At 61.6% G+C, this 25,088-nt stretch carries 24 protein-coding genes; 13 read left to right on the top strand and 11 right to left on the bottom strand.

Annotated elements, in window-relative coordinates:
- The first annotated feature begins 68 nt into the window (after positions 1-68).
- Positions 69-527, top strand: coding sequence for a chemotaxis protein CheX (locus DLM86_RS14410; protein WP_110841041.1), 459 nt, complete (start codon positions 69-71; stop codon positions 525-527).
- Between the two features lie 104 nt (positions 528-631).
- A complete protein-coding gene (locus DLM86_RS14405) occupies positions 632-1,411 on the top strand; it encodes an SDR family NAD(P)-dependent oxidoreductase (RefSeq protein WP_110840744.1) in 780 nt (259 codons plus the stop codon).
- 574 nt (positions 1,412-1,985) lie between these two features.
- Here DLM86_RS14405 and DLM86_RS14400 read toward each other — a convergent pair.
- Positions 1,986-2,225 (bottom strand): YkuS family protein, encoded by a 240-nt coding sequence (locus DLM86_RS14400; protein ID WP_110841040.1) that lies wholly within the window; start codon positions 2,223-2,225, stop codon positions 1,986-1,988.
- Between the two features lie 92 nt (positions 2,226-2,317).
- Positions 2,318-2,593: a DUF2573 family protein gene (locus tag DLM86_RS14395; RefSeq protein WP_110840743.1), complete on the bottom strand. Its 276-nt coding sequence runs from the start codon at positions 2,591-2,593 to the stop codon at positions 2,318-2,320.
- 178 nt (positions 2,594-2,771) lie between these two features.
- Between DLM86_RS14395 and DLM86_RS14390 the strand changes: the two genes are divergently transcribed.
- The 4 genes from DLM86_RS14390 to DLM86_RS14375 all read left to right on the top strand — a co-directional run bounded on the left by DLM86_RS14390 (position 2,772) and on the right by DLM86_RS14375 (position 6,673).
- Entirely contained in the window at positions 2,772-3,638 is an 867-nt protein-coding gene (locus DLM86_RS14390) for an alpha/beta hydrolase family protein (protein ID WP_245954597.1), read from the top strand.
- An 84-nt stretch (positions 3,639-3,722) separates the two neighbouring features.
- Complete coding sequence (locus DLM86_RS14385) at positions 3,723-4,586, top strand: pentapeptide repeat-containing protein (protein WP_110840742.1); 864 nt, start codon at positions 3,723-3,725, stop codon at positions 4,584-4,586.
- A gap of 158 nt (positions 4,587-4,744) precedes the next feature.
- Positions 4,745-5,170, top strand: a complete 426-nt coding sequence (locus DLM86_RS14380; RefSeq protein WP_110840741.1) for a MarR family winged helix-turn-helix transcriptional regulator — start codon at positions 4,745-4,747, stop codon at positions 5,168-5,170.
- Positions 5,171-5,386: 216 nt separating this feature from the next.
- Positions 5,387-6,673, top strand: coding sequence for a helix-turn-helix domain-containing protein (locus tag DLM86_RS14375; RefSeq protein ID WP_110840740.1), 1,287 nt, complete (start codon positions 5,387-5,389; stop codon positions 6,671-6,673).
- A 99-nt stretch (positions 6,674-6,772) separates the two neighbouring features.
- Here the strand turns inward: DLM86_RS14375 and DLM86_RS14370 are convergent, their stop codons facing one another.
- The 5 genes from DLM86_RS14370 to DLM86_RS14350 all read right to left on the bottom strand — a co-directional run bounded on the left by DLM86_RS14370 (position 6,773) and on the right by DLM86_RS14350 (position 10,517).
- Positions 6,773-7,501 carry an ABC transporter permease gene (locus DLM86_RS14370; RefSeq protein ID WP_110840739.1) on the bottom strand — a complete coding sequence of 243 codons (729 nt, stop codon included), beginning with the start codon at positions 7,499-7,501 and terminating at the stop codon, positions 6,773-6,775.
- Positions 7,502-8,215, bottom strand: a complete 714-nt coding sequence (locus DLM86_RS14365; protein ID WP_110840738.1) for an ABC transporter permease — start codon at positions 8,213-8,215, stop codon at positions 7,502-7,504.
- The gene (locus tag DLM86_RS14360) at positions 8,215-9,129 is read right to left on the bottom strand and encodes an ABC transporter ATP-binding protein (protein ID WP_110840737.1); all 915 of its coding nucleotides are present in this window, start codon (positions 9,127-9,129) and stop codon (positions 8,215-8,217) included. The genes DLM86_RS14365 and DLM86_RS14360 overlap by 1 nt, the downstream gene beginning before the upstream one ends.
- A 152-nt stretch (positions 9,130-9,281) precedes the next feature.
- Complete coding sequence (locus tag DLM86_RS14355) at positions 9,282-10,031, bottom strand: SDR family NAD(P)-dependent oxidoreductase (RefSeq protein ID WP_110840736.1); 750 nt, start codon at positions 10,029-10,031, stop codon at positions 9,282-9,284.
- 60 nt (positions 10,032-10,091) lie between these two features.
- Entirely contained in the window at positions 10,092-10,517 is a 426-nt protein-coding gene (locus tag DLM86_RS14350; RefSeq protein ID WP_110840735.1) for an SgcJ/EcaC family oxidoreductase, read from the bottom strand.
- 159 nt (positions 10,518-10,676) lie between these two features.
- On the opposite strand from DLM86_RS14350, the gene DLM86_RS14345 reads away from it, so the two are divergent.
- Complete coding sequence (locus tag DLM86_RS14345) at positions 10,677-11,165, top strand: MarR family winged helix-turn-helix transcriptional regulator (RefSeq protein ID WP_110840734.1); 489 nt, start codon at positions 10,677-10,679, stop codon at positions 11,163-11,165.
- A 106-nt stretch (positions 11,166-11,271) separates the two neighbouring features.
- Here the strand turns inward: DLM86_RS14345 and DLM86_RS14340 are convergent, their stop codons facing one another.
- From DLM86_RS14340 to DLM86_RS14330, 3 genes are read right to left on the bottom strand one after another with little or no spacing between them, the layout of a single operon-like run.
- Positions 11,272-13,218, bottom strand: a complete 1,947-nt coding sequence (locus tag DLM86_RS14340) for a carbohydrate-binding domain-containing protein (protein WP_110840733.1) — start codon at positions 13,216-13,218, stop codon at positions 11,272-11,274.
- A gap of 21 nt (positions 13,219-13,239) precedes the next feature.
- Complete coding sequence (locus DLM86_RS14335) at positions 13,240-13,926, bottom strand: DUF4956 domain-containing protein (protein ID WP_110840732.1); 687 nt, start codon at positions 13,924-13,926, stop codon at positions 13,240-13,242.
- Positions 13,919-14,668 carry a polyphosphate polymerase domain-containing protein gene (locus DLM86_RS14330; protein ID WP_110840731.1) on the bottom strand — a complete coding sequence of 250 codons (750 nt, stop codon included), beginning with the start codon at positions 14,666-14,668 and terminating at the stop codon, positions 13,919-13,921. Before DLM86_RS14330 ends, DLM86_RS14335 begins: the two co-directional genes overlap by 8 nt.
- Before the next feature lie 235 nt (positions 14,669-14,903).
- Here DLM86_RS14330 and DLM86_RS14325 point away from each other — a divergent pair, with 235 nt between their 5' ends.
- Complete coding sequence (locus DLM86_RS14325) at positions 14,904-15,932, top strand: phosphotransferase family protein (RefSeq protein ID WP_110840730.1); 1,029 nt, start codon at positions 14,904-14,906, stop codon at positions 15,930-15,932.
- Between the two features lie 107 nt (positions 15,933-16,039).
- On the opposite strand, the gene DLM86_RS14320 is transcribed toward DLM86_RS14325, so the two are convergent.
- On the bottom strand, positions 16,040-18,598 hold the full coding sequence (locus tag DLM86_RS14320) for a sigma-70 family RNA polymerase sigma factor (RefSeq protein ID WP_110840729.1): 2,559 nt from the start codon (positions 18,596-18,598) through the stop codon (positions 16,040-16,042).
- Positions 18,599-18,781: 183 nt separating this feature from the next.
- Between DLM86_RS14320 and DLM86_RS14315 the strand changes: the two genes are divergently transcribed.
- The 5 genes from DLM86_RS14315 (at position 18,782) to DLM86_RS14295 (ending at position 24,942) form a co-directional block, all read left to right on the top strand.
- The gene (locus DLM86_RS14315; RefSeq protein ID WP_110840728.1) at positions 18,782-19,693 is read left to right on the top strand and encodes a VOC family protein; all 912 of its coding nucleotides are present in this window, start codon (positions 18,782-18,784) and stop codon (positions 19,691-19,693) included.
- 34 nt (positions 19,694-19,727) lie between these two features.
- Positions 19,728-20,126, top strand: coding sequence for a VOC family protein (locus DLM86_RS14310; RefSeq protein WP_110840727.1), 399 nt, complete (start codon positions 19,728-19,730; stop codon positions 20,124-20,126).
- 535 nt (positions 20,127-20,661) lie between these two features.
- Positions 20,662-23,406 carry a glycosyl hydrolase family 18 protein gene (locus DLM86_RS14305; RefSeq protein WP_110840726.1) on the top strand — a complete coding sequence of 915 codons (2,745 nt, stop codon included), beginning with the start codon at positions 20,662-20,664 and terminating at the stop codon, positions 23,404-23,406.
- Between the two features lie 190 nt (positions 23,407-23,596).
- Positions 23,597-24,367: a GNAT family N-acetyltransferase gene (locus DLM86_RS14300; protein ID WP_110840725.1), complete on the top strand. Its 771-nt coding sequence runs from the start codon at positions 23,597-23,599 to the stop codon at positions 24,365-24,367.
- Positions 24,368-24,645: 278 nt separating this feature from the next.
- Entirely contained in the window at positions 24,646-24,942 is a 297-nt protein-coding gene (locus DLM86_RS14295; protein WP_110840724.1) for a transposase, read from the top strand.
- Positions 24,943-25,088 lie beyond the last annotated feature (146 nt).

Below are 25,088 nucleotides of genomic sequence, written 5' to 3'. Positions count from 1 at the left end.
CCGGACCTCCGGCCGCGCGACGCCGGCGCGTCGTTCCGAGAATTTTGTCGAAAAGGGGACTCCGCGTAATGAAGGCCGAGTACATCAACCCGTTTCTGGAATCTGCTAGAATCGTACTGGAGCAACTGATCAATGTGCGTCCGACGACCGGACAACTCGGGATCAAGGACGTCCAATTCGTGGAGAATCACATCTGGATCCAGATCGGCATGACGGGGCAAATGGAAGGCGACATCGTATTCGGGCTCCACGAGGAAGTGGCGCTCAAGCTCGTGTCGGCGATGATGGGCGGCTATCTCGTCACGCAGATGGACGAGATGACGCAAAGCGCCATATCGGAGCTCGGCAACATGATCAGCGGCAACGCCAGCACGATCTTGTTCAATCAGGGCGTCCGGGTCGACATTACGCCGCCGAAGCTGATCCAGACCGAAGCCGCGGCCGGATTTACGCCGAAGAAAGCGCTGACGATTCCGCTCATGATGGAGCAGATCGGGCAGCTCGATATCAAAGTATTGATTTCGTAACGCCGCGGCACCATACATACCGGAGAAGAGGCTGCAAGGGAGCGGCCTCTTCTTTCCGTTTTCGTGTATACTAGGAGAAAACAAGGCGGGAGTGCGGGAGCGCGATGAAAACATGGAACGATAAAGTGGTCGTCATTACGGGAGCGTCAAGCGGCATCGGCGCCGCGACGGCGGAAATGGCGGCGGCACGCGGAGCGAAGACGCTGATCATGGCGCGCAGCCAAGGGAAGCTGGACGAGCTGGCAGGCCGGCTCGGAGGGAAATGCGAGACGTATGCGCTGGACGTCGCCTCGACCGAATCGGTGCAAGCGGTCTTCGCCCGCGTTCGCGACACGCACGGACGGGTCGACGTGCTGATCAACAACGCCGGCTTCGGCATGTTCGAGCGGTTCGAGCGGACGCCGCTCGACGATTTCGAACGGATGATGAACGTCAATTATATGGGCGTCGTCCGCTGCACGCAGGCGGTGCTGCCGGATATGCTGGCGGCGCGGTCGGGCAACGTCGTCAATGTCGCCTCGCTGGCGGGCAAGATCGGCACCGCCAAGTCGAGCGGCTATTCCGCGACGAAGCACGCCGTGCTCGGGCTGACGAACAGCCTGCGGCAGGAGCTGGCCGGTACGGGGGTGACGGTAACCGCGATCAATCCGGGGCCGGTCGATACGCCGTTTTTCGATACGGCCGATCCGTCCGGCGGGTACGTCGCGAACGTCAAGAAGCTCATGCTGACGCCCGAGAGGGTGGCGGCCGCCATTATCCGCGCGGTGGAACGGGATTCGGCGGAGGTCGACCTGCCGGGCATCGCCGGCTTCGGCGCCAAGCTGTTCCACTTGTTCCCGCGTACGTTCGAGCGGGTAAGCCGGCGGTTTCTCAACCTGAAATAAAGTACAGCACCCAGCCGATAATCGACAGCCACAACGGAATGCTGAACAGGACGCCCCAGAACAGGCCGACGAGCAAATTGCCTTCTTTTTCGTACATGCGGATATCCTCCGGTCGCGTTGGTTTCGTTATCCGCAGTATGTTCGAAAAAGAACGATTCGAAACGTGGAAGGTGGGGGGCGGGCTTGGAGAGAAGCCGCGACCGGAGCCGGATTCGCATCGGCGCGCGGGCCGTAGGCGCCCGATTCGCTCGGCCGGAGCCGCGAATAAGGTACCTCTGTACCTTATTCGGTCATTTTCGCGCGGGTGTGGGGGAAATAAGGTGCGAACGTACCTTATTTCGGCCGTAGGCGGCCGATTCGCTCGTACGGAGCTGCGAATAAGGTACATTTGTACCTTATTCGGCAGTTTACTCGCGAGCGTGGGGGAAATAAGGTACGAACGTACCTTATTTCGGCCGGGCGCCCGACTCGCTCGCCATGGCGAGCCGAGCGCAGATATGCCGAAAGAGTCCCCTCGCAGGGACTCTTTCGCGTTCACGCTCCGTCCGCACGACGGCGGACGCGCTCTCGGTTTTTACTGCACGCAACGGTTCACTTGCTGCACCACTTCGTCCACGGTCAAGCCTTCGGCGTTGATGACGGACGCTTGCGTTACGGTCTCGGTTATGCCGAGCACGTTTTTGTCTTGCCCGGAAATGACGCAGCAATCGCAAGACTGCAAGCTGCCGTCGTCCATCGATACGACTTGATAGCCGTTTTGCTCCAGCGCTTGCTTGACGTTGGACAAGCTGTTTTCCACCGCGATTGTAGCCATGGAATCGTTCACCTCCCGTTTCATGCATACCAGGAACGAAAAGGGACTGTCCCCTTTTGTTTCATCCCTAGTTTGAATCGGGAGTGCCGGAATTATTCGGGGGAGGACGTTTCGCTCCGTTCGGCGCGCTCCGCCCGCACCGATTCGTTCAAGGCGCGAATGTGCTCGAACAGCCTGCGCACCTCGGCTTTCGCTTCCGGATGGCTTTGGTTCCAATGGTTGGCCAGCGCGGGCATCGTTTTGTGGATATGGCTGTAAATCGCCCATTTTTTCACGTTCTCGATCGTATCCGGCGTCGTTTTGCCGGTCAGCCGCTCGGCGAACGTTTCCACCAGCGCTTCGAATTCGCGGTCGAATACGGGATTCATGCCAGGGCACCGCCTTCCGTCGTTCGTTTTTCTCCAGTCTACCGAAAGCCGCCCGAGGTGTCAAAGCGCGGCGGCAGTGTCGGCGGTCGCCGCCGACGCGAAATTGAAATCGCCGCATCGGATCGGGTATGATGGGGAGCATAATGCATCATCGCGGATGAAGGAGGGCGCTTCGCGGATGGAGACGAATACCGAACGGGCGGACGGCGCGGTCGAGCACATCGAACCGCTTCCCGATCCGGCGCCCGGCATCCGGCTGGCGAAAGTCACTTATTATAGCCAAGGGCTGCGGGTGAAAGGGTACTGGGCGGCGCCCGAGTCCGAACAGCCGCTCCCGGGGCTCGTCTATTGCCGGGGCGGCATCCGCAACGTCGGCATGGTGCGGGTCGCCCGGATCGTTACGCTCGCCCGCCGCGGCTATGCGGTATTCGCCCCGTTCTATCGGGGCAACGACGGCGGCGAAGGGCGGGAGGACTTCGGCGGCGAAGACCGCCACGATCTGTATAACGGCATCCGGCTGCTGCGCGGCTTGCCCGGAACGAAGCCCGATCCGGTCATGCTGATCGGATTTTCCCGCGGGGCGCTGATGGCGCTGCTCGCGGCGAAAGAGTGCGAGGGCGTCGGCCCCGTCGTCGTCTGGGGCGGCGTAAGCGACCTGCTGCTGACGTACGAGGAGCGGATCGATCTGCGGCGAATGCTGAAGCGGGTCGTCGGCCACCCGAAAAAAGACCGCGACCGGTACGAAACCCGCTCGCCGGTATGCTGGGCGGAGCATATCCGCTCGCCCGTTCTCATCGTGCACGGGTCGGTCGACGAGCACGTCGGCGTCGAGCATGCGCACCGGCTGGCGAAAGCGCTGGAAGCGGCGGACAAGCCGTATACGATGCATCTTTATGAAGGCAGGGGACACGTCTTTCCCCGCGAAGAGGACGACCGCGTGCTCGATTCGATATTCGAATGGGCGGCTGCGGCGAAGGAGCGGCAAAGCGGAGGCAAAGACGAGAACCCGGTCCGAATGACCGGCGAAGTTCCGGCAAAGGATTGACGGCGGCGGCAATCGGGACTACCATAAAAGAATTGCCGCATGGCTGCACAACATTCGATCCAAGGCAAGGAGCTAACCGTCCCGATGGAAAATCAATACGAAAACGTTACGCGATCCGCTCCGGGCGAAGAACGCCACCGCCTGCAGGGGGACTGCGAACGCTGCTTCGGCTTGTGCTGCGTGGCGCTGCCCTTCGCCGACTCGGCGGATTTCGCCGCTGACAAGGAAGCCGGGCAGCCGTGCCGAAACCTGCAGGCGGACTTCCGCTGCGGCGTGCACGACAGCCTGCGGCAGCGCGGGTTTCGCGGATGTACCGTATACGACTGCTTCGGCGCGGGGCAGCGCGTGTCGCAATCGACCTTCGGCGGCCGGGATTGGCGCCGCCACCCGGACCTCGCGAAAACGATGTTCGACGTATTCCCGGTCGTACGCCAGCTGCACGAGCTGCTCGCGTACGTGACCGAAGCGCTGGAGCGGCCGCCGGCCCGCCCTCTGCACGGCGAGCTTCGCGCGGCGATCGCCGAAACCGAGCGGCTCGCCGGCCTCGAGCCGGACGCGCTCTTGAAGCTGGACGTCGCCGCGCACCGGGCCGGGATTAACGAGCTGCTGCTGAAGTCGAGCGAGCTCGTGCGCGAGGACGCCTTAAGACGCTTTCGCGCGAAAGGTCCCCGCAAGGCATTCGGCCGGGGAGCCGACCTGATCGGCGCCAAGCTGCGCGGAGCCGATCTGCGATGCGCCAACCTGCGCGGGGCGTACCTGATCGCCGCCGATTTGCGCGGAGCCGACCTGCGATCGGCCGACCTGATCGGAGCCGATTTTCGCGATGCGGACTTGAGCGGCGCCGACTTGACCGAAGCGCTGTTCCTCACCCAGCCCCAGCTCAACGCAGCGAAGGGGAGCGCCGCCACGAAGCTGCCGCCGTCGCTCGAACGGCCGGCGCACTGGTAGCCGGCGTGGCCCTTAAGACCGTAACGGACCCGATCGCGAGCCGCGTACGGTCTTTTTGGCGTTCCAATTGACAAAACCGGACGATGCGCATACAATCTCCGGTATGTTAAATAGTAACGGTATCGTTGCGAGACGATAAACGATTCGGGGGTGAAAGCTTGGGTGCCGATAAAGGGGGGAACGTCGAACGATTCCATGCCGCGATCGAATTTCTGAAACGGAAGCTGTCGACCGAATTTTTTCAGCATTTGAAATTCGGCTTGACCGGTCCCCAGTTTTATATGCTGTACATGATCCGGGAGAAAGGGCCGAGCAAGGTGACGGCGCTCGCCGACCAGATGGAGGTGAAGCCGAGCGCGATAACGGTCATGATCGATCGGCTCGTCGCGCAAGGCTTCGTCGCCCGGGAGCATGACGCGAAGGACCGGCGCGTCGTGCTCGTCCAGCTGACGAGCCAAGGCCAAGAGGTGCTGAAGCAGCTGGAGCAGAAGCGCAAGGAAATCGTCGGCCGATACTTCGACCGGCTCGAGCCCGAAGAGGTGGACGAGCTGATCCGCATCCTCGAGAAGATGGGGAGCGAATGAACGGCGATACGATACGGTGGGGACGAAATCGCTTTTTCCGTCGGCGGACGACGGGGAAAGCGTTTTTTTGCTTTACAGCCCGGAAGCTCATCGTATTGCCGGGTGAAAGTCGGAGGAATCAGAGACTGGATGTAGAATCGTTTACATGGGAACGTTTGCCTTTTCGGAACGGATGTTGGAGGGGCGGCAAGCGGGAAAACGGGACGGAGTGGTTCGATGTTCAAGCGGGTTAACAAGGCGGCGGAAAAGCCGGCGCGGGAGCGGGCCGCCGAGCGGGAGCGCGACGGTTTGCGCCAACAAATCAAGCGTTCGCTGCCGCTTCACCGGGAGCGGTTCCTTCGCGAGCTGCTGCTCGGCTCGACCGGCCGGGCGGATGCGGAAACGCTTCGCCGGCGCGCGTCGTTATTCGAAGTGGAGCTGCCAGTGGACGGATCGTACCGGGTCGTGCTGCTGCAGACGTCCGGCGGCACGGACGGGGAGGCGGACGTCCCGGATTGTATCCGTGTCATGCACCGTATGGAGGAGCGGCTCACGGAGTCCGCGCAGCTGCCGGGGCTCTTCATTCGACCGGTACCGGTGTCGGACGATCAGGTGGCCGTTATCGTCGGCTGCGGGCGGGACATCGTTCAAGGCGATAGGGAGGCGCTCGAAGCGGCGCTGGAGGCTGTGGAGCGGACGAACGACCCGCCGGGCCTGCCGGTGTCGGTCGGCGTCAGCTCGCCGGGCGTGCTCGCCGATTTGCCGAAGCTGTACGCCCAGGCGGCGCGGGCGCTGGAAGCGGGCAGGTACAGCGACCGGACGCCGCGCTTCGTGTTCCACGACGACATCGGCGAAGACGAGCGGGACGTCCCGAGCGATGCGGCGGACGTCGACGCGCTGACGCGGCGCATCCGCGAGCTGCTGTTCGCCGAGACGGCGCCGGACGTCCGAACGCTGTTCGGCCGGTACGGGGAAGGAAGCGGGCCGCTTGAGAACCGCGAGGCGAAACGGCTTCTGCTGCTGCTGTCGAACGCGCTGCAGACGTTGTACGCCGAAGCCGGCGTATCGTTGAACGGCCTGACCCTTCTGTTCCTCAGCCTATGGAACAAGCTGGACGCGGAGGCCGGTCCGACGGACGTTCGCCCGGCGATCGAGCGGATGGCGTCGCTGGCCCGCACCCAGCTGCTCGACGAGCGGAGGCCGCTTGACGGTCAAGCCGTAAAGGACATCAAGCGGATCGTCATGAACCGGTACACGGAGCCGATCACGCTTCGGGAAATCGCCGACGGCGTATCGTTGAGCTTGAGCCACGCGAACGGCATTTTCCAAAACAAAACCGGGCGCAAGCTTTTCGATTACTTGACCGATTACCGGATGGAGAAGGCGAAGTCGCTTCTCCGGGAGACGGGATGCGACATGGAAGGGATCGCCCGCCAGGTCGGCTATGCGAGCCGATCGCAGTTCCGCCTCCTGTTCCATGCGTGTACGGGACTCGATCCGTCGGAGTATCGAGACCGATTATAGCCTTATCGATCGCCGCACCGGCTTTCCGAGGCCGTCACCACGGCGCTCGCCCGCTTGTTCGTCCCGCCTGGACGTACGTTTATCCTTTCAACCCGATGCTCAAATCGCTTTTCTCGCGAAGTAGACGTAGCCGGAAACGCCGAACAGGACGAAGCTGCCCAGAATGACGAGGAACAGCGTCTCGGGCGTGACGTTGAACGCGCCGAAGCTCATCTCCCCGCCTCGCGGAATCATCGCGAGCATCGGCTGCGCCCATGGATAATAGGGGCCGTACTCGGCGGAGTTCGTAATCAGAATGTTCGGAATCGTGAAAATGACGTTGACCGCAAGCGGCGCCGCGAAGCTCGGCCACGCCGTCGAGACGGCCAGCTGCAGCGCGGCGAGCGGCAGACAGGCGACCCAGCCGCCGGCGACGGAACGCGCGATCTCGCTCCACGGAATCGGAGCGGAGAAGCCGAGCGCCGTGCCGATCAGCAGCAGCACGATAACGAAAAGCAGCTGCGTGAAGGCGACGAGCAGCATGACGTAAACGAATTTGATGACGTAAACCTGCAGCCGGGAAACGGGAAGCGCCAGCAGCTGCTTCCATCCGCCCCCGATATGCTCGTGCCGGCAAAGAAGAGCGGCGAATACGCCCGTCAGCAGCGGCAGGAACAGCATCGCGTGCAAAACCGACATAATGCCGAGCGCGGGCAGCCACGGCGAATCCATGCCTTCGCCGGGTTCGAGGAAGACGATGCCGGCGGCGATGAGCGGACTGACGCCGGCAAGCAGCCAAATGACCGTTTTTCGCAGCTTGATCCATTCGGAACGGAACATGGCGATCATTTATTTCACATCCTTCCGGACGAATTCGAGCAAGCCGACGCCGATGACGACCAAGCCGAGCGCGACGCCCGGGAGGACGGAATAGAGCGGATTGTCGGCCGCATTTTGCAAATACGCCCATTTGTAAGGCATCCAGTCCTCGAATCGGCTCGCGAACATGGAAAAAACGGTGCCCACGATACCGACGGTGAGCGGGACGGCCTGATTGTTCATCGTCACCGAAAGCCACGTTTGCAGCGCGATGAACGGCATGACCGCCAAGTACGGGTAAAACGACCGCTCCAGCAGCAGCCCGTAAGGCGCATCCGCCGGATTGAAGCCGAGCGTCGCGCCCAGCAGAACGGTACCGACGGCCAGCACGCTGCATGACACGAACAGCAGCAGCATCGCCAGCGCGAATTTGGCGAGGAAGACGTGCGATTTTTTGACCGGCAGGGCGAGCGTCTGCTTCCATGCGTTCGTCTGGTGCTCGATGCCCGCCGTCATGGAGGCGAGAATGGCGAGCCCGATAAACAAGGTGGGCACCGTCAGCAGGGCGACGTTGTCGATCAGGCTGCCCCATGGGTCGGCCGCGTACCGTTTCATCAAATAATCATAGCGGAGCCCGTAGTTGGCCGCTTGGAGACCGACGACGCCCGCCGGCCCGAGCACGATGAGAAACCAGATCATTTTCCGGCGTATTTTCAGCCACTCGGTGGAAAGGACGCGCAGCATTACAAGCTCCCCTCCCCGCCGGTCATGTCGAGGAAAATACTCTCGAGCGAGCCGCGCTCCTCTTCGACGCGATAGACGGAGAAGCCGCGCAGGACGAGATTGGCGATGACGGCCGCAACGGCCTCGTCGTTCTCGCCCTCGAGCGTCAGCCGGCTGCGGTCCCATTCGGCCCGGTAGCCCCCGGCGAGCAGCAGCCTCCACGCTTCCTCCGGTTCGCTGACGGAGAGCCGGATTTTCGACTGCGACCGCTGCCGGAGCGCTTCGATCGAATCCTCGTAAATCATTTTCCCCTTCGTAATAATGCCGACGCGCGTGGCCATCTGTTCGATTTCCGAGAGCAGGTGGCTCGATACCAGAATCGTAATGCCGTGCTCGCCCGGCATGCTTTTGATCAGCTCGCGGATTTCGAGAATGCCCGCCGGGTCGAGTCCGTTCGTCGGCTCGTCCAGAATGAGCAGCTCCGGCTGCCCGAGCAGCGCCGTGGCGATCCCGAGCCGCTGCTTCATGCCGAGCGAATAGCCCTTGACGGGCCGCTTCGCTTCCTTCGTCAGCCGCACGATGTCCAGCACGGCGTCGATGCGGCTGCGCGGCGCGTCCAGCAGCCGGCGGACGACCTCCAAATTTTCGCACGCGTTCAAGTGGCCGTAATACGACGGGTACTCGACCAGCGATCCCACCTTGCGCAAAATCGATATCCGGTGCTTGCGCAGCTCTTGTCCGAACACGCGGACGGTGCCGTGCGTCGGCTTCGCCAGCCCGAGCAGCATCCGGATCGTCGTCGTCTTGCCCGCGCCGTTCGGCCCCAGGAAGCCGTAAATGTCGCCTTGCCGGATTTGCAGATTCACATTGTCGACGACGGCTTTCCCGCCTAGTTTTTTCGTCAACCGATCGGTTTGCAATACATATTCGCTCATACGATCACCTCACGAACCATCTTACCGTCCGAAGGTTAAAACGAAAGCGGGGCGGAGGTTAAATTGCGTTTAAAAAAAGGGTGAGGCGTCCCGATGATCCGTACGCGAAAAAGCAGGCTGCCCGTAAACGGCGGCCTGCTGCGCTCGCTCCTTTATTTTCCGCCCGTAACGCGGATCTCTTCTCCATTGACGAATCGATTGGCCGTCGAACACAGGTAGACGATCAGGTGGGCGACGTCCTCCGGTTCGGCCAGTCTTCGGGTCGGAAACGAGCGGGCGTACTGCTCCAGCACGTCGGGCGGAAACGCGTTCGCGACCCATTCGGACAGCGTCAGCTCGGGAATGACGACGTTGGAGTAAATCCCGCTGGGGGCCAACTCCGCCGCCAACGACCGGCTAAGCCCGTGCAGCGCCGCTTTCCCCGCGATATTCGCGCTCGCGTCGGGTTTGCCTTCCCGGACGAGGCTGGAGGACAGATGGACGATTCGCCCCCAACCGCCCCTTTTCATAAGCGGGACCGCCGCTTTCGTGACCAAGTACGTTCCTTTGACGGTTTGGTCGATCACGGAAAACCACGATGCGTCCGTGCTATCCTCAATGGGCGCTTCTTCTCCCCAATAGACGGCGTTGTTGACAAGCACGTCGAGCCGGTTCGCTTCGCGTTCCACTCGTTCCATGGCGTCGGTTATGCTTTGCGGGTCGTCAAGCGACATCCGAAGCGCCCGGCAGGCGCCGCCGGCCCGGCCGATCTCGTCGACGAGCATTTCGGCCCGTTCCCGGCCGCTCGCGTATGTGATGAATACGCGGGCGCCTTCCGAGGCGAATAGCCGGGCGGCCGCCTTGCCGATCCCTCGCGAGCCGCCGGTAACCAATACCGCTTTTCCGTTTAATCCGTAATCCACGTTTTCATCGCTCCGATCCGGCCGGTTGGCCCGAAATAACGTCCGGTCCGTGCGCCCGGATTACCGCTTGCCCCCGGGCATTTCCTGGATGCGGCAATTGTGGAAAGCGGTCAGCTTCCATACGCCGTTTCGCTTCACGAGCACATTCGTATTGATCGATCCCCGGTCGTTCGGGTCATGCGCCGGTTCGGCCAATTTCACCTCTCCGGTTGCGTGAACGATGGCGACGTCGGGCGAGACGAAGCGCGGCTGCGGGTCGGACACGGCGCTGGAAACCATGACGGAGCCCTTCAACGGGCCGTCGAACAGCCGTTGATGGACGTCCCCGATCATTTTGCTTCCTTTCATACGCTGGCCGGAGAACGTCACGTAATCGGCGTCATCCGTGAAGCATTCGCCGTACGCGGCGCCGTCCCCCTTGTTCCAAGCGTCGACCAATGCGGCCATCAAAGCTTGAATCGCTTTCCGTTCTTCTTGATTTGTCATGTTCGGATCTTCCTTTCGGTTGGGTAGTAGTGGTAATCGCTTGCGCTTTCGTCTTGTGGTATACTGAGAGGCGGATGAAAGCTTAATTCGAAAACTTTCTTAATTCATCATATATCTTAATCAATCAAGATATTTATATCTTAACCCGGAGGTTTCGCCATGTCAAGACCTGACGACTTTTCTTTTTCCGATCTTTCGTCCGCCAAGCGGGAGCTGCTTCAGGAGCTGCGCCAAAACAGCGCGAGAGCCGTCATGTTTCACCAGCTCGTCTCCGAGAAATTGGGCCTGAACGCCACCGACCACAAATGCCTCGACTTCTTGAATCGCGTCGGCCCGGTGACGGCCGGCAAGCTCTCGGAATTGACGGGGCTGACGACGGGCGCGGTCACCAGCGTGATCGACCGTCTGGAGCAAGCCGGCTACGTCGTACGGGATAAGGATCCGAACGATCGGCGACGCGTCGTCGTCAAGCCGGTTCCGAAGGGCTCGGACGATATTGCGCCGATGTTCCGCTCCGTCACGGAGGCGACGCTTGACATTTTGGAGCGATACGACGAGCGCGAGACGCTTCTTCTGCTCGACTTCATTCGCCGGTGCAACGACATGACGCTGGCCGAAATGAACAAGCTGAACCGCTCGGACGATTGAACGGGCTCCGCCCGCCGGGCCGAACGCGAAAAAACTGCGCTTCGCCGACGCGAATGCGCAGTTTTTCGTTGCGGCGGCCTGTTGGGCCGTTGGGGGAGGGAGGCGATCAGCCGCCCGGCCGGACGCGACCTCCGCCCATGCCCGGTCCCCCGCCGCCGGGGCCTCCGCGGCCCGCTCCGCCGGAGGCGTCGACACCGGATTCGGTCAGCCAGGTGACGGCGTTCGCGAGCTTGAACTCGACGACCTTGGTCCCGTCGCGGTATTCGCCGTCATACAGTCCGTTCGTTCCGCTTCCGCTCGCGCTGCCTCCGGTATAAAGGACGTAGGTCGCGTCCTTTTTCAGGCTCGGCGAGCTGATGACGACGGACTGATACGTCTTGGCCGGGGCGAAGGTCGCGACGGCGTTCCCTTGGCCGTCCTCCAGACGGATGAGCGATCCGGCCGCCTGCGCCTTCGAGAAGCTCATGACGACGGAGTTTTGGCCGGAATCCGCGGACGGGGCGGAGGCCATGCCCGTGCTGCCTGCGGCGATCAAGAACCCGCCGCTCATGACGAACGTGCCGTCGTAGTCCAGAGCGCCGTTGTTGTTCGCCGTCGGCCCGTTTACGACGACGGTGCCGCCGGTCATTTCGATCGAACCGTTCGAGTCCAGCCCGTCGCCGGCCGCGTTGACCGCGATCGTCCCGCCATGGATCGCCAGCTTGTTCGCCGAAGAAGCGGCGAATTGATTTTGCCCCGGGCGTCCGCCGGTGGAGGAGCCGTCGTTGCCGCCTCCGATATTGATGCCGTCGTCGCTTGCGGTGACGCGGATGTCGCCGCCCGCGATCGTGATTTGCGCGCTCTCGATCCCTTCGTAGCTTTTGGCGATATCGATCGTGCCGCCCGTAATCGCGATCGAAGCGTCCGCATGGATGCCGTCGTCGCCGGAGACGATCTTCATGCCGCCGCCCGAAATCGTCATCGCGCCGTTGCTGTGGATCGCGTCGTCGGCGGCATCGATCGAGAAAGTCCCGTTCGCGATCGCGACGTTTGCGGCCGCCTTCAGCGCCTTCGCGCTCGGCGTATCCGCCGCCGCTTGCGCTGGCGCGGAAGCCGCGGCGCCGCGATTGCGCGGGTCTTGCCGGGCGTCGCCGGCCTTCGGCGCGGCTTTGGCGCTCCCGCCGCCGGAGACGATCGCGAACGTGCCGCCGTCGATCCGGATCGCGTTGGCGGCCTGCATGCCGTCGCCGCCGGCCCGGATGTCGAACGTGCCGCCTTCGATGGCGATCGAGCCTTTGGCAGCGTCGGCGTCGTTCGTCGTCTTGACGCCGTCACCTCCCGCCTCGATCGTCAGCTTGCCGTCCCGGACGGCGACCAGGTCGCGCCCCATCAGGCCGTCGTCCGCGGCTTCGATCCGGATCGCGCCGCCCGTTATTTTCAAATCGTCCTTGCTCGTAATCCCGTTGTTGAAGCTGCCGCGCACGGTCAGCGAGCCGGTACCGTTTACGGTCAAATCCGCTTTGCTGAAGATGGCCGCATTCGGCTCGTCGGCGGAAGCGTCCGGGAACACGTACGTCTTGCCGTCCGACACGACGTTGTCCGTTCCTTCCTGCAGCGTGATGACCGCCTTGCCCGCTTCCTTCACGTAGACGGGAGCGTTATCCTCGTTATGGATGTCCGCTCCGTTCAAAACCAACCGCACCGTTCCTTTATTCGGGACGTCGACCACGACTTGGCCGTCGGCCAGCTTCCCGCTCAGGACGTACGTTCCCGGCGCCGTAATCGTCACCGTTCCGTTGTCCGCCTTGGCTCCCGTTCCGGTGACGGTCGCATTCGTTCCGTTCAACGCGATGGCCGTCGCGTTATCCGCGCTCCAGTCCGTCGCCAGATCGGCGTCCTCGTATTTCGCTTTTCCGGGCATGTCGGCCGCAGCCGCCGTGTTGTCGGCCGCCGCCTCCGTCGAAGGCGCCGCCGACGACGACGGCGAGGCGGGCGATTCCGGCGCCGCCGTGCACGCCGACAAGACGGCCAAGGACAGCAGGGCGGTCCATAACGGTTTTTTGTAAGGGTTCATTTCGATCTTCCTTCCGTCGGATTAATAGGAGTCCGTTGCCGTCGGACTCATCGTGAGCGTAATGTCCAAATTGCCGTTTCGGCATCGGATGGCGTCCATAAGCTCTTTCGGATTCGTAAGACGATCCAGCGTAATCAGGTACACCAGCTCGTACAGGCTGCCCAGCTCGGTCGTGCGTACTTTTTTCAGCTCGTAATCGACGTCGTACGTCCGAAACACTTCGTCGAACGCCTCCTCGAAGCTCAAATTTTCCGGGACCGTAATTTTGAGCATGCGCTGCGTCGACTTTCGTTCGCCGAATTTGAAGGAGGCCAGAAGACACATAAGCAAACAGAGAGAAACGGTAAACAAAGCGGCGTAACCGTACGCTCCTACGCCGACGGCCAGACCCGCCGCCATCGTAAACAGGACGTAGGCGATATCCTTCGGATCGCCCGGCGCGCTCCGGAACCGGATGATGGAGAAGGCGCCCGCCAAGCTGAACGCCCTGGCGATATTGCTCCCGATCAGCAAAATGATAATGGCCACGATCGCGGGAAGCACCATCATCGTCAGCGGGAAGCTGGGCGAATAGCCGCGCCCGCTCGTCTTCATGTACGTGAAGCTGATGACGGCACCCAAGGCGACCGAAATGAGCAGCGTAAGCAGGGCGTGGGCTAACGTCAGCTGCGGATTCGTCGGGACGTCGGCGAATATGGAATCAAGCATACCGTGTTTCCCCCTTGAGCTTGAGCGCTTTGCCGCGCGCTGCATATTTTTTGTATTCGTTGCCGTATTTCGAAAAGCTCGTCCGATACATGCCGTGCTCCGCCAGCAGCTGCGACAGCCAGATCGGAATCGTCTTCTCCGCTTTCACTTCCATCAGCCACCGCCCGGACTCCAGCAGCGGTTCTCCGTAATCCCCGCACTCCAGCTTCAGATCGTATCGTCTGGACCGGATATTCGTGTCGAACGTTATTCGCAAATCCCGGCTGTTTTTGCAAAACAAAGCTTTCCGGTCGTAGGCCAGGTACACTTTCGGCACCAGATCGTAGCGCTGCAGCACATATTCGATTTCGTGAATGACCTGCTCGTTCATATAGGGCCGGAGCTCGGGAGCCGTTTTCGTGGCGACGAATCGGTACGCCTCGTCCAGCGCAAACGCCGTCCTTCGTTTGTTGACGAGACCGAACACCTTCTTCTTCAGCTCCAAATATACTTTTTCCTCCGGTCCGGGCACGCCGTACGCGCGGAGGCGCAGCTTCTCCTTGTACTTCGGCTTCGCCAAGCTTTGCCGGATGAGCGCGTCGTTTTCAGTGTCGAAATAAAGGTTGCCGATGGAGTAAAACGAATGGTGCTTGTTGTAGTCGTCGAGCTCCATATGGTCCAGCAGCCGGTCGTAAAATCGCCGATAGGCCGCGTCGTCCAGCAAATATTTGTTCTCGTACCGGTTGAATACTTCGATCGCCATAAGGTCACATCCTGTTCCTCGATTCGCTTTTCACAAGACCCAGTGTAGTCTCCCAACCTGAAGCCGTCTTGAGGATTGGCTGAAAACTGGCTGAAAGGATGGAGGGAATCGGCCGGACGGGGGCGAATCCAATGGGAAGCACGACGAAACGGGGGGCGGCGGAAGTGAAGGTTGATGTGTCGGTGGTGACGGCCCCGTATTCGCATTTACAACAAATGAAGGAGCGTCCGACGCGATGACGACGACGATTTTTTTCGGCTCGGCGAAGCTGGGGGACATCACCGGCGAACAGATTCGGAGGGCTCTCGCCCGGCTCGGTTTGGGCGAGCCGATCTCTTACCGAAGGACGCCGGACGGCGTGGCGGGGCAGACGCTGTTCGTCTCCGCCTCCTCGGGCGAGTACGTACTGAAGGGCAATCCGCTGTATGAGGGACAATTCGTCGAGGAACGTTTTTTCGCAAACGAGCTGAGCAAGCGAACGAACGTACCGGTTCCCGTCCCGTATCGCATCGACGAAACGGACGACATTTTCGGCTGGAGCTATGCGGTCATGCCGCGGCTGCCGGGACGCCATATCAACGAGTCGTCGTTCCGGGCGGAACGGAACCGGGAAGACGAAGCGCGGATCGCCGAGCTGCTGGCCGCAAGCTTGAGCGACATGCACGGCTGGAAAGCCCCGTGTTACGGCGAGTACGATCCGGCCCGAGGGGTCGTGCGGCCGTTCGAGAGCTCGTACAAAACGTGGTTGTACGAGCGAATCCGGTACTGGCTGGAGGATGCCAAGACATACTCGGTCATCGAAAAGAGCGACGAGGAATGGGTCGAACGCGTCTTGGCCGACGCGGAGGAGGCGTTCGACCGGATGCGGGCGCCGACGTTCGTCATGGGCGATTTCAAGCCGGAGAACGTCCTGGTGCGCCGGTCGGCGAACGGCTGGGAGCTAAGCGGCGCGTTCGATTTCACCGCTTCCTACTTTGGCGACGGGCCGGCCGACTTGCCTCGCATGATCGTCTACTATATGGACGATGGGGAAGAAGAGCTCGCCCGGCGATTCGTCGCGTCGTATTACCGCCGCTGCGAGGAGAAGGAAGCTTTCGCGGAACGGCTCAAGGTGCATATGCTTCACCAGCGGGTGCTGGATTGGGGCTGCGCCAAGGCGATCGGCCGCGTCGACTGGGACCCGGCTCTTCCGTTCGCCCGCTGGGCGGAGCGTTATACGGAGGCGGTCGCCGAGTGGGCGAGCCTGTGCATGCGGGAGGCTTGAACGGGGCGGTGCCGTCGGCCGTAGCGCTAAAAAAACCTGCGTTTCGCATTCGTGAATCGCAGGTTTTTTGCCATTGCGGCGGTCCGGCTGGCCGATAGGATGCGGGCCTATGGCCGCGGCCGCCGCTCCGCTCGGATGACGATCGGGTTGCCGTCCGGATCGTGCAGCAGCCATTCGCGCGCACCGGTTTCGGCGATCTCGGTCGCGAGGGTGACGGCGATGCCTTCGTTCCGGAGCAGCCGATACGCTCGATCGCCGTCCGCCGCTTCGAGCCGCAGCTTGGCGGACGTCCCGGAGGAGAGCTTATCCGCGAAGCGCAGCGCGGTTCCGGCCATTTCCGCCCCGAACAGGTCGGCGTAAGCCCGTGCCGACGCGATCGGGTCTTTGACCGGAAGCGTCGGCGGACCGGCGGCGGGGACGAGCGGATGTTCCGCGGGAGTGGAGCCGGCAAGCGGGAAGCCGTCCGCCAGCGGATGGCTGCCGACGATAAGCTGGTGGCCGTCCCGGTCCGCCGCGACGAACAAGCTCGTGAACGGCCCGCCTTTGTCCAGAAAATTGACGATCGTCCAGCCTTGCCGCCGGGCGTCCCCGTAAGCTTGGTCCACGTCCGGTACGCGGATGTAGAGGGCGGGGCGCCAGTCCGCATGATTGAGATCGAGCCTCCGGTCCATCAGGACGAGCAGCCGGCCGTCCCGCAGCGGAAACAACACGACCGGACCGTCCGTCCGCTCGGGCGCCGCGTCGACATCGACTCCGAGAAGCTTGCCGTAGAAAGACGCGCTCGCCCTCAAGCTCCCGCACACGCACACGACGGCTTCGATCGCAGCGGACGCGAGCGGAACGGAGGCGGGCTTCGGACGGTCGCCGCCGAACGAATAAAACGGGCTGAGCGTCACATGATGGACCGTCGAGCCGGGGCGATTCTCGCCGGATTCGTCCCGAATCGTCCGCAGCAGCTCGCGAAGATGGCCGATCGCCGCTTCCTCGTCCGCGTTCGCCTGTCGGAGCAGCCGAATCGCTTGCCGCCTGCACGCGGGATCGTGCGGAGATCCCCCTTGCGGAAAAGGAAACAGCTCGCGCAGCTGCCCGTAAGTCCGGCTCACGTCGCGGTAACGGCGTTCCGCCTGCCGCATCCGCTCCGCAGCCTTCCGTCCCATCCCATCCGACTCGCCCCTCGCGTTCTCTTCCGCTCGCTCCTCCCAAAACCGGGCGGCCTGCTCCCGGAGCCACCCGTACAAGGCCGCGTTCGACGCGTTGCCGAGCGGGTCGACCGTCCCGTTCTCGAAGGCGGCGATCCATTCGTCGTAAGCACGCAAGCCTCCTGCACACGGCATAAACGTATAATCCCCGCCGTCGGCATGGCGGATCACCCGTTCCAGGAGGCGGACGAGCTTATGGGCCGGACGCCGGCGCTCCTCGTCCAGCTCGTCGCCGCACACGAACGCGTACAGCTCTCGGGAAATCGCTTTGTCGACCTTCGGACTTCCCGTATATAGGCTGCTGTAGGGAATCCGCTCGCAAGCTTGCGGGTCGATCGCGAACAGTACCTGCTTCTCGTCGTCATACCCGTAAATCAAAGCGAGCTCGTACGAAATCGCGCCGCTTAGAAGCGCCGGCACCCCTTTGTCGATCGATTCCCGGATCATGTCGAGGGCGAAAAGAAGATTCCGGGTTTTATGCGGACTCGAACCGGCATTTTTATAATGCTGGTAATCCACATAGCGCGAATGGAACCCCAAGTTCAGAAAACCGTTCGAGAGGAACGTATCCCAGTCCCAGAGCATCGGACTCTCGGCTCCGATCGTCGAGCGGCGTACGTTCAGCACGAACGCGTAGCCCGAGTAGCCCGTCACCTCCGCTAAGGTAACCGGCTTGCCGAGCGCGCGCATCATATGGTACATGCCGTTCGGATAAGCCGCCCCGGGATGAACCGGGGGCTCCTCCCGGAGCGCCGGCTTCGCCAGAACGACTGTTTTGCCGCCGCCTTTCGTCTCGATATGGGTCCGGATGCGGCTCCGGATATCGAGCTCGATGCGGGTTTCGTCGGCTTTGCGCCGTATGCGGGACAGCGCTTTGTGAATCGTATTGACGTTCGAATCGAAATGGTCGGCGATTTCCTGCGGGGACAATTGCTCGTAAAAAAATTTGGCGAACACTTCGCGCTCCCTGGCGCCCAGCATGGCGATGACGGTGGGCAGCCATTCCGAGAGCGGCGTATCGGCGGCGTCGGGACGATCGGTCCCGGATCCGCCCGCCTTCCCCAGCCGTTTCGCGTAATGGTGCAGCACCGTGTCCAGATCGCGCCAGTCGGGCTCGACGCGGTCGGATGCGCCCTTCGCCGCCGTCAGAGCCGTAAACGGCCGCTCGCGCCCATGGGGGCCGCCGCGCCGAAGCTTCATCATGGCTTCGTTGCGCACGATCGTACGCAGCCACGGCAAAAACTTGGTCAGATCGGTCATCGAGCCGAGCTTCAAAAAAGCGCGGATGAGCGCTTCCTGTACGATATCTTCCGCCAGATGGGGGTCCGGTGCGATCCGTTTCGCCCACGAGAAGGCGCGCCCCCGATGACGGGCGAGCAATTCGTTGTACGCCTCGCGATCGCCCCGGCGAGCGCGCTCGACCAAATCTTCGTCCGACGACGCGTTGAAGTCGATATTCGACGTCATGCGCAGGCCCTCCTTTTTGCGGCCAAAACCGCACGGATGTTTGGTTTCGCGAACGAGGGGTAATTTTCCTGTCGAATCGGGAGAGAACTTTTTTTTCGGACGGCGTCAGGTTTGGAAAGCTGTACGGCATCCGTAGCAGCGGGAACGATCCCAATCGGTTTTACATAAAAGGAGAGATTGCAAATGGCCGTTCATCTCGGCAAAGCGACGCCCGAGCCTGTCGTCGCATCGGTAATTCCGACCTTGTACGTGGAGGAGCTGGAAAGCGCGTTGGCCTGGTACTGCCGCTGCTTGCGGTTCAAGGTGCTGGCCTTCAATCCGGTATTCGCGACGATGGAAATGTCGCCCGGCCGCCTATGCTGGATCGAGAAAAATCCGGAGAAAAAGGGACAGGGCATGATCAATTTTCATATCCGGGATACGGCGGCGTTCCACGATCATCTGGTCCGGGAGGGCGTCGATGCGGATCCGCTCGAGATTGGCGTGGCGGGAACGCACTGGTTCGTCTTCCGCGACCCGGACGGCAACTCGTTCGGGGTATGGAGCGGACTGTTCGGCCTGAACGAAACGGACAACGTCAACCGGCCGGATTTTCCTCGGCTGCGGTCGTTCACCTATGTCACGCTGCCGGCCGTTCGCTGTGCCGGCGTCGCCGTTACGGCCGACGTTCGCGATCCCGCGTCCGCGTTGGCCGAGGCCGCCGCCAGGCTCGACCGTCTGACCGCCGGACTGGACGTGGACGGTGCGTTGCCCGGACGCTTCTGCGTCAACCCGATCGTCGAGCGGTACGCGGACTTGACCGAGCATACGCTGTTCGTCTGCCGGGAGTTCGAACGGGATGCCGTTTTGCCGGAGGAGCTGGTAGGGTTCGATATACCGGGCCAGCATTACGCCGTTTTTTCGTTCGACCGAGCGAGGGAGGAGTTCCGGACGGATTATTCGAACATTTATCGGTGGTTGGGCAAACAGTTCGGTTTTTTGAAGGCGGTCCCGGGTGCGCCACATGCGGTCCATTTGGAGTTCGCGCGCGAAGACGGCTACGAAGCGTACATTCCGTACACGGTCGGACCGGACGAAACGCACGAGTATCGGTGAAAGCGAGAACGGAAGGAGAAGGGAGACGGGAAGGATGACGGATGCGCAAGCGAACGACATTCGATTGACGGGTCCGACCGTGGTGCTGCCGACGGCGGATTTGGACCGGGCACGGACCCTTTATGAGAAACTCGGCTTCCATGCGGAATATATCGGAGGCCCGATCAGCCATTTGCATATGACCCGGTCGTCGGTGACGCTGCTGCTCCATCCCGTTGCCGACCCGGGATGGGTCCGGCCGAACTCTTCGATCGAGGGCGGGTTATATTTCGACGTCTTCTGCTATGCCGGAGACGGCGGGCAATTGAAGCGGCTGTACGAAGAATGCTTGGCGGCCGGCGCGGAAATCGCCAGAGACCCGAGTTGGAATGAAGGCTGGAGCGAGTTCGTGATACGGGATGCCGACGGTTACCGGATCGCCTTCGGCGGGTAGCTCGGGTTTGCCGTGCGACGCTTCGACGGCCCGTCCCGTTTGACGGGCCGCTTCGAAAGCCGTCCCCGGCGTCGGCACATAGGCCGAAGCCGCCATGCGAATGGTCCCGGTTCCACGAGTTGGACCGGGATTTTTTTGTGTTTGAAATAAAATTTTATATCATACAAATATATTGAAATTAATATTCATAGAGTCTATAATAGGCTCAAGCTCTTCGATTTCGTATAAAAGTTTCCTGGAAAGTAACGATCACCCATTTTCTTCGTCTTATCTGCTTCGCCGTCAGCAACCGACCCGCGAACGGAACGTCCGAGTTTCGTCATGACCCCGCCCGTATGCTTACCTTGCTCTTGACTCTTGACTCTTGACTCTTGACTCTTGACCCGTAACTTAAGCCGTTCCCGTTGCCGAGCTGTCGCTGCGGACTGCTGCCGCCCGGGTTTCGACGCTGCCGAAAGGAGGTGATGCTTTTCGTTTTGTAAAGCGCTTACAAAAATAGATTTCGCTATTTTACTATCCCATAAGGAGGCGTTTTATGAGAGCAAGAGCCGCTCGTTTGAACCTTGCATGGATCGTGCTTCTGTTCGTTTCGTTAGGCTTCGGGAGCCTGCTTGCCGCCGCCGCGCCGGTTACGGCGGGCGCATCGATCGAGATTTACCCGATCCGCGCCGACGGGAAAACCGTTGAAGCGGCGCCCGCCGTCACCGGCGTCCCCGCCGCGGGCGAAACCGTGGTCAAAGCCGAATTTTTCGCGAAAGCGTCTAGCGCCCCGGACAGCGCCTACTTTCCGTTCCCGGCGAGGACGCAGCCGCCGTATACGTGGAACTGGGGGACCGGCGAGCCGTATGTCCCGGACGGCTTCTACGATTTGAAAATCGCGTTCCATTACGCATCGGGTCGGACGGAATCGGTCGTTCGCCAAGTGATCGTGGACAACACGCCCGATAAGACGCCTCCGCCGTCGCCCGTTCCGTTGACGGTCGGCTCGCGGACGTCCGCAAGCGTCGAATTGAGCTGGGCGGCTTCCGCCGCACCCGATGCGAACGGCTACGTCGTCGAGCGGAACGGGGTCCATTTGGCGGATACGGCGAGCTTGCGGCATGCCGTTGACGGCCTTGATGCCGGGCAGCTGTACGCGTTTCGCGTCAAGGCGAAAGACTTGGACGGCAACGTCTCGATCGACGACAACTCGATCGGGGTCAGGCTTCCGTCGGATGCCGGCACGCCGCCCGATCCGCTGCCGGTCGTCGGTGATATTCGCGCCTCCGGCGCTCCGGGCGTTACGCCGGGCAGCAAAGGCTACTCGGGCAACGTGACGCTCTCGGTCCAAGCGACCGACGACCGCAAGGTGGAGAAGGTCGAATTTTTTACGAAGGTGCTGCATGCGCCGGAAAGCGATTATTGGAAATTCCCCTCCGTCACGGTAACCGGAAGTACATACTCCGTCAACTGGGCTACGCCTTATGCACCGGAAGGGGACGTGATCATCAAGGCGGTCGCGTACGATTCCTCCGGACAATTCGTCACTCGAACCGGCGTCTTCCTGGTCGACAACAAGGCGGATCAGCCGAGCGGGCCGGATTGGGAGCCGGCGGACCGACCGCCGGCCAACCGGATCGTCGGGTATTTCGCGGCATGGTCGACGTACGGTTCGTTTGACGTGGCGAACGATCTGGATGCAAGCCGGCTGACGCATTTGAACTATGCGTTCGCCGATATCGGGCAGGACTTGAAGGTCAAGATGGGCGATCCGGTGCAGGATCCGAAAAATTTCGAGGCGCTGGCCAAGCTGAAGGCCAAGTACCCGCACCTGAAAACGCTCGTATCGGTAGGCGGATGGACGTGGTCGGGTCAGTTTTCCGCGGCGGCGGCCACGGAGCAGTCCCGGACGATATTCGCCGAAAGCGCGGTCGATTTCATGGTCCGCCACGGCTTCGACGGCGTCGACTTGGACTGGGAATACCCGGTCGTAGGCGGCGGCCCGGGCACGACGCCGAATCCGGCCGACCGCGACCATTACCCGCTTCTGCTCGCCGAAGTAAGGGAGAAGCTGGACGAACGGGGACGCCAGGACGGCAAACGGTACTTGCTGACGATCGCGGGAGGCGCGACGGCGAGCTTCGCCCACAACGCCCAGCTCGGGGTGTCGCAGCAGTATTTGGATTACGTCCAGATCATGACGTACGACATTCACGGGACGTGGGAGACGCGCGCCGACTTCAACGCCCCGCTGTTCGACGCGAACGGCGAAACGTACAGCGTCGATAAAGGCGTTCAGGCATATTTGGACGCCGGCGTTCCGGCCGACAAGCTGGTCATGGGCGTTCCGTTTTACGGGTACAAGTACAAAGTGAGCTCGGCCGCGAACAACGGCCTCCGCCAGCCGTTTACCGCCACCGGCAGCGGCTCGGTCACGTATGACAGCATCGTCGGCCAGAAGCTGACGGAGAACGGCTACGTCCGGTATTGGCACGAAGGCTCGAAAGTCCCATATTTGTTCAATCCGGCGGAATCGGTGTTCATCAGCTACGACGACGAACAGTCGATAGGCTTGAAGGCGGATTACATTCGCGACAGAGAGCTTGGCGGGGCGATGATCTGGGAGCTGAGTCAAGACCGCGGCATCGATCTGCTGAACGTCCTGTACGAAGGCTTGAAAGATCCGATCGCAGACGGGAAGCCTCCCGTGACGAGCCATGCGCTGGAATCGGCGCAGCCCGCGAACGGCGGCGGCTGGTACGGCTCCGACGTGACCGTCAAGCTGACGGCACGCGACAACCGCTCGGGCCCGGTATCGACCGAATATCGGGTGAACGGGGGCGAATGGACCGCATATACGGGACCTTTCGTTCTGTCCGACGGCGCGTATACCGTCGAATACCGAAGTACGGACGGAGCCGGCAACCGGGAGGCGGTCCGGTCCGTTACGGTAAAGACGGATTCGGGCGATCCGGAGCTGGCCGTAACCGTCGATCCCGCCGTCCTGTGGCCGCCGAACGGCAAGTCCGTTCCGGTGCATGCGGAGGTGCTGGCGACGGACCCGGTATCCGGCGTCGCCGATGTCCGTCTCGTCTCCGTAACGGTCGACGATACCGGCACGCCGGACGATATCCGGGAAGCGGACGTCGGGACGCTCGACACCGACTTCCTGCTGAATGCGACGCGGTCGGGCTCCGGGTCGGGACGCATCTATTCGATCACGTACCGGGCGACCGACTATGCGGGACATTCGTTGGACCGCACGGTAACGGTGACGGTTTCCCACGACCGCGGCCATTGACGGCTAAGCTCCTTCCTGTCTGTGCGGGAAGGAGCTTTGTCGTCGAGAGGAGGCCATCGCAGCTGAAACCGTCAGGCCGGGATGCTCCATATGCCGGCTTAATGCTATCGATCGCGGTTGACACCGCCGGCCATCCGGCATACAATCGTTCAAAACGTCGCCCGGCCCGGCGAACAAGGGAGGCTTCCGCATGCCGACGAACGTCGAAGCGCTTTTGAGCCGCAACGTGATGGAGAATATTACGCTGCTGAAAATGCTGGACGCCTACGGCGACCGCATCGGATGCGAGGTCAGGGAGCGGGGGGCGGATTGGGGCGTGCTGCTGCGCCTGCCGTCGGCGCTTTCCGCTTACGACCGGGAAGCTTACCCGGAAGCGGAGTCGGTCGTTTTCGTCGCCGGCTCCGATGCGCGTTCGATTCGCCCGCTGATCGAAGAACTTACGCCTGATGGAGACCTGGTGTTCAAGGTTCAGCGGAACGAGTACCGGGTGGAGATCGAGCGCGTATTTCGGGCCGAACGGAGAAGGGCGTTCTACACATACACCCGCACGGAGCCGATCGGACGAGCGGAGTTCGGAACGGTGGCGGAAGGGGACGGGTTCGACGAGCGGCTGGCGCCGTTATGGTCCTCGAACGGTTACGGGGCCGAGGAGCTGCGGCGGATGTTCGCTGGCGGGGCGAAATCTTACACGGTATACGAACGGGGGAAGCCTGTGAGCGCGTGCTTGACGTTCCGCAATTACGGAACGGTGTGGGAGATCGGCGCCCTCCGTACGAGAGACGAATACCGGGGCAAGGGCTGCGCCCGGCTGGCGGCGGGGGCGGCCGTCGACCGTCTGCTTGCGCGCGGCCTCGTTCCGCGCTATCAGGCTGCCGCCGAAAACGCCGCGTCCATCCGGGTGGCGGAGTCGCTCGGCTTGGTGCGCGCCGTTACGCTGGAGCACCTGTATGTTAGAGGCTAGACGTATGCGTACGAGGTTGACGGAAGCGCGCGGATGGGAGGTTGGAGGCGACGCGGACCGCCGGCAGGCAGGTAGGCCGGTAGGTAGGCAGGCAGGAGCGCATTTGCCGCGGTTGGACGTTCAGCAGGCGGAATCGGAATAACGGGAAAAGCTCCTCTTAATTAGCCGGCTTTGGCGAGGTTTCGGGTCATTAGCCGGAATTCTGCAGCTAGAATAAAAAGTGGACACTTCGTAACGTTAACCGGATAATAGTCATCAAAAATGTAGAGGTGTCCGTGATGGGGAAAATCAGGCAGCGTTACAACGATGAATTCAAGATGAAGACGGTGAAGTACATTCAGGAACAAACAAAGACCGTTCCTCAAATCGCCGAGGAATTGAATATTCCGGAAGGCACCTTGCATGAGTGGATGAGGCTGCACCGCAAGTTCGAGAATGAGCCCGTCCTGACTCCCGAACATCTTCGGGACAAGGATCGGCAAATTGAAAGACAAGCCCGTGAAATCGAAGACCTGCAGGAGGAAATCGCGATCCTAAAAAAGGCCATGCACATCTTCAGCAAAGAAAGGAACTGAGGTTCCAATTTATCGAAGGTCATCGCTCCGAATTTCGATTGGAGAAGATGTGCAGCATGCTGGGTGTATCGAGGAGCGGTTACTACAAGTGGTTGCAGGAGAGAGTCGATCAGAACCGTTATCAGAAGCGACGCAAGGCGTTATTG

It is taken from the genome of Paenibacillus flagellatus (assembly GCF_003217775.1).
GTDB classification, from domain to species: Bacteria; Bacillota; Bacilli; order Paenibacillales; family NBRC-103111; genus Paenibacillus_AB; species Paenibacillus_AB flagellatus.
Note: the sequence above shows the minus strand (reverse complement) of the source record. Positions and strands in the feature narration are given on the sequence as shown.

What these genes read in the sequence shown, in the direction of transcription:
- DLM86_RS14410 (WP_110841041.1), top strand. Translation starts at nt 69, where the DNA reads ATGAAGGCCGAGTACATCAACCCGTTTCTGGAATCTGCTAGAATCGTA.
- DLM86_RS14405 (WP_110840744.1), top strand. Translation starts at nt 632, where the DNA reads ATGAAAACATGGAACGATAAAGTGGTCGTCATTACGGGAGCGTCAAGC.
- DLM86_RS14400 (WP_110841040.1), bottom strand. Translation starts at nt 2,225, where the DNA reads ATGGCTACAATCGCGGTGGAAAACAGCTTGTCCAACGTCAAGCAAGCG.
- DLM86_RS14395 (WP_110840743.1), bottom strand. Translation starts at nt 2,593, where the DNA reads ATGAATCCCGTATTCGACCGCGAATTCGAAGCGCTGGTGGAAACGTTC.
- DLM86_RS14390 (WP_245954597.1), top strand. Translation starts at nt 2,772, where the DNA reads ATGGAGACGAATACCGAACGGGCGGACGGCGCGGTCGAGCACATCGAA.
- DLM86_RS14385 (WP_110840742.1), top strand. Translation starts at nt 3,723, where the DNA reads ATGGAAAATCAATACGAAAACGTTACGCGATCCGCTCCGGGCGAAGAA.
- DLM86_RS14375 (WP_110840740.1), top strand. Translation starts at nt 5,387, where the DNA reads ATGTTCAAGCGGGTTAACAAGGCGGCGGAAAAGCCGGCGCGGGAGCGG.
- DLM86_RS14370 (WP_110840739.1), bottom strand. Translation starts at nt 7,501, where the DNA reads ATGATCGCCATGTTCCGTTCCGAATGGATCAAGCTGCGAAAAACGGTC.
- DLM86_RS14365 (WP_110840738.1), bottom strand. Translation starts at nt 8,215, where the DNA reads ATGCTGCGCGTCCTTTCCACCGAGTGGCTGAAAATACGCCGGAAAATG.
- DLM86_RS14360 (WP_110840737.1), bottom strand. Translation starts at nt 9,129, where the DNA reads ATGAGCGAATATGTATTGCAAACCGATCGGTTGACGAAAAAACTAGGC.
- DLM86_RS14350 (WP_110840735.1), bottom strand. Translation starts at nt 10,517, where the DNA reads ATGACAAATCAAGAAGAACGGAAAGCGATTCAAGCTTTGATGGCCGCA.
- DLM86_RS14345 (WP_110840734.1), top strand. Translation starts at nt 10,677, where the DNA reads ATGTCAAGACCTGACGACTTTTCTTTTTCCGATCTTTCGTCCGCCAAG.
- DLM86_RS14340 (WP_110840733.1), bottom strand. Translation starts at nt 13,218, where the DNA reads ATGAACCCTTACAAAAAACCGTTATGGACCGCCCTGCTGTCCTTGGCC.
- DLM86_RS14335 (WP_110840732.1), bottom strand. Translation starts at nt 13,926, where the DNA reads ATGCTTGATTCCATATTCGCCGACGTCCCGACGAATCCGCAGCTGACG.
- DLM86_RS14330 (WP_110840731.1), bottom strand. Translation starts at nt 14,668, where the DNA reads ATGGCGATCGAAGTATTCAACCGGTACGAGAACAAATATTTGCTGGAC.
- DLM86_RS14325 (WP_110840730.1), top strand. Translation starts at nt 14,904, where the DNA reads ATGACGACGACGATTTTTTTCGGCTCGGCGAAGCTGGGGGACATCACC.
- DLM86_RS14320 (WP_110840729.1), bottom strand. Translation starts at nt 18,598, where the DNA reads ATGACGTCGAATATCGACTTCAACGCGTCGTCGGACGAAGATTTGGTC.
- DLM86_RS14315 (WP_110840728.1), top strand. Translation starts at nt 18,782, where the DNA reads ATGGCCGTTCATCTCGGCAAAGCGACGCCCGAGCCTGTCGTCGCATCG.
- DLM86_RS14310 (WP_110840727.1), top strand. Translation starts at nt 19,728, where the DNA reads ATGACGGATGCGCAAGCGAACGACATTCGATTGACGGGTCCGACCGTG.
- DLM86_RS14305 (WP_110840726.1), top strand. Translation starts at nt 20,662, where the DNA reads ATGAGAGCAAGAGCCGCTCGTTTGAACCTTGCATGGATCGTGCTTCTG.
- DLM86_RS14300 (WP_110840725.1), top strand. Translation starts at nt 23,597, where the DNA reads ATGCCGACGAACGTCGAAGCGCTTTTGAGCCGCAACGTGATGGAGAAT.
- DLM86_RS14295 (WP_110840724.1), top strand. Translation starts at nt 24,646, where the DNA reads ATGGGGAAAATCAGGCAGCGTTACAACGATGAATTCAAGATGAAGACG.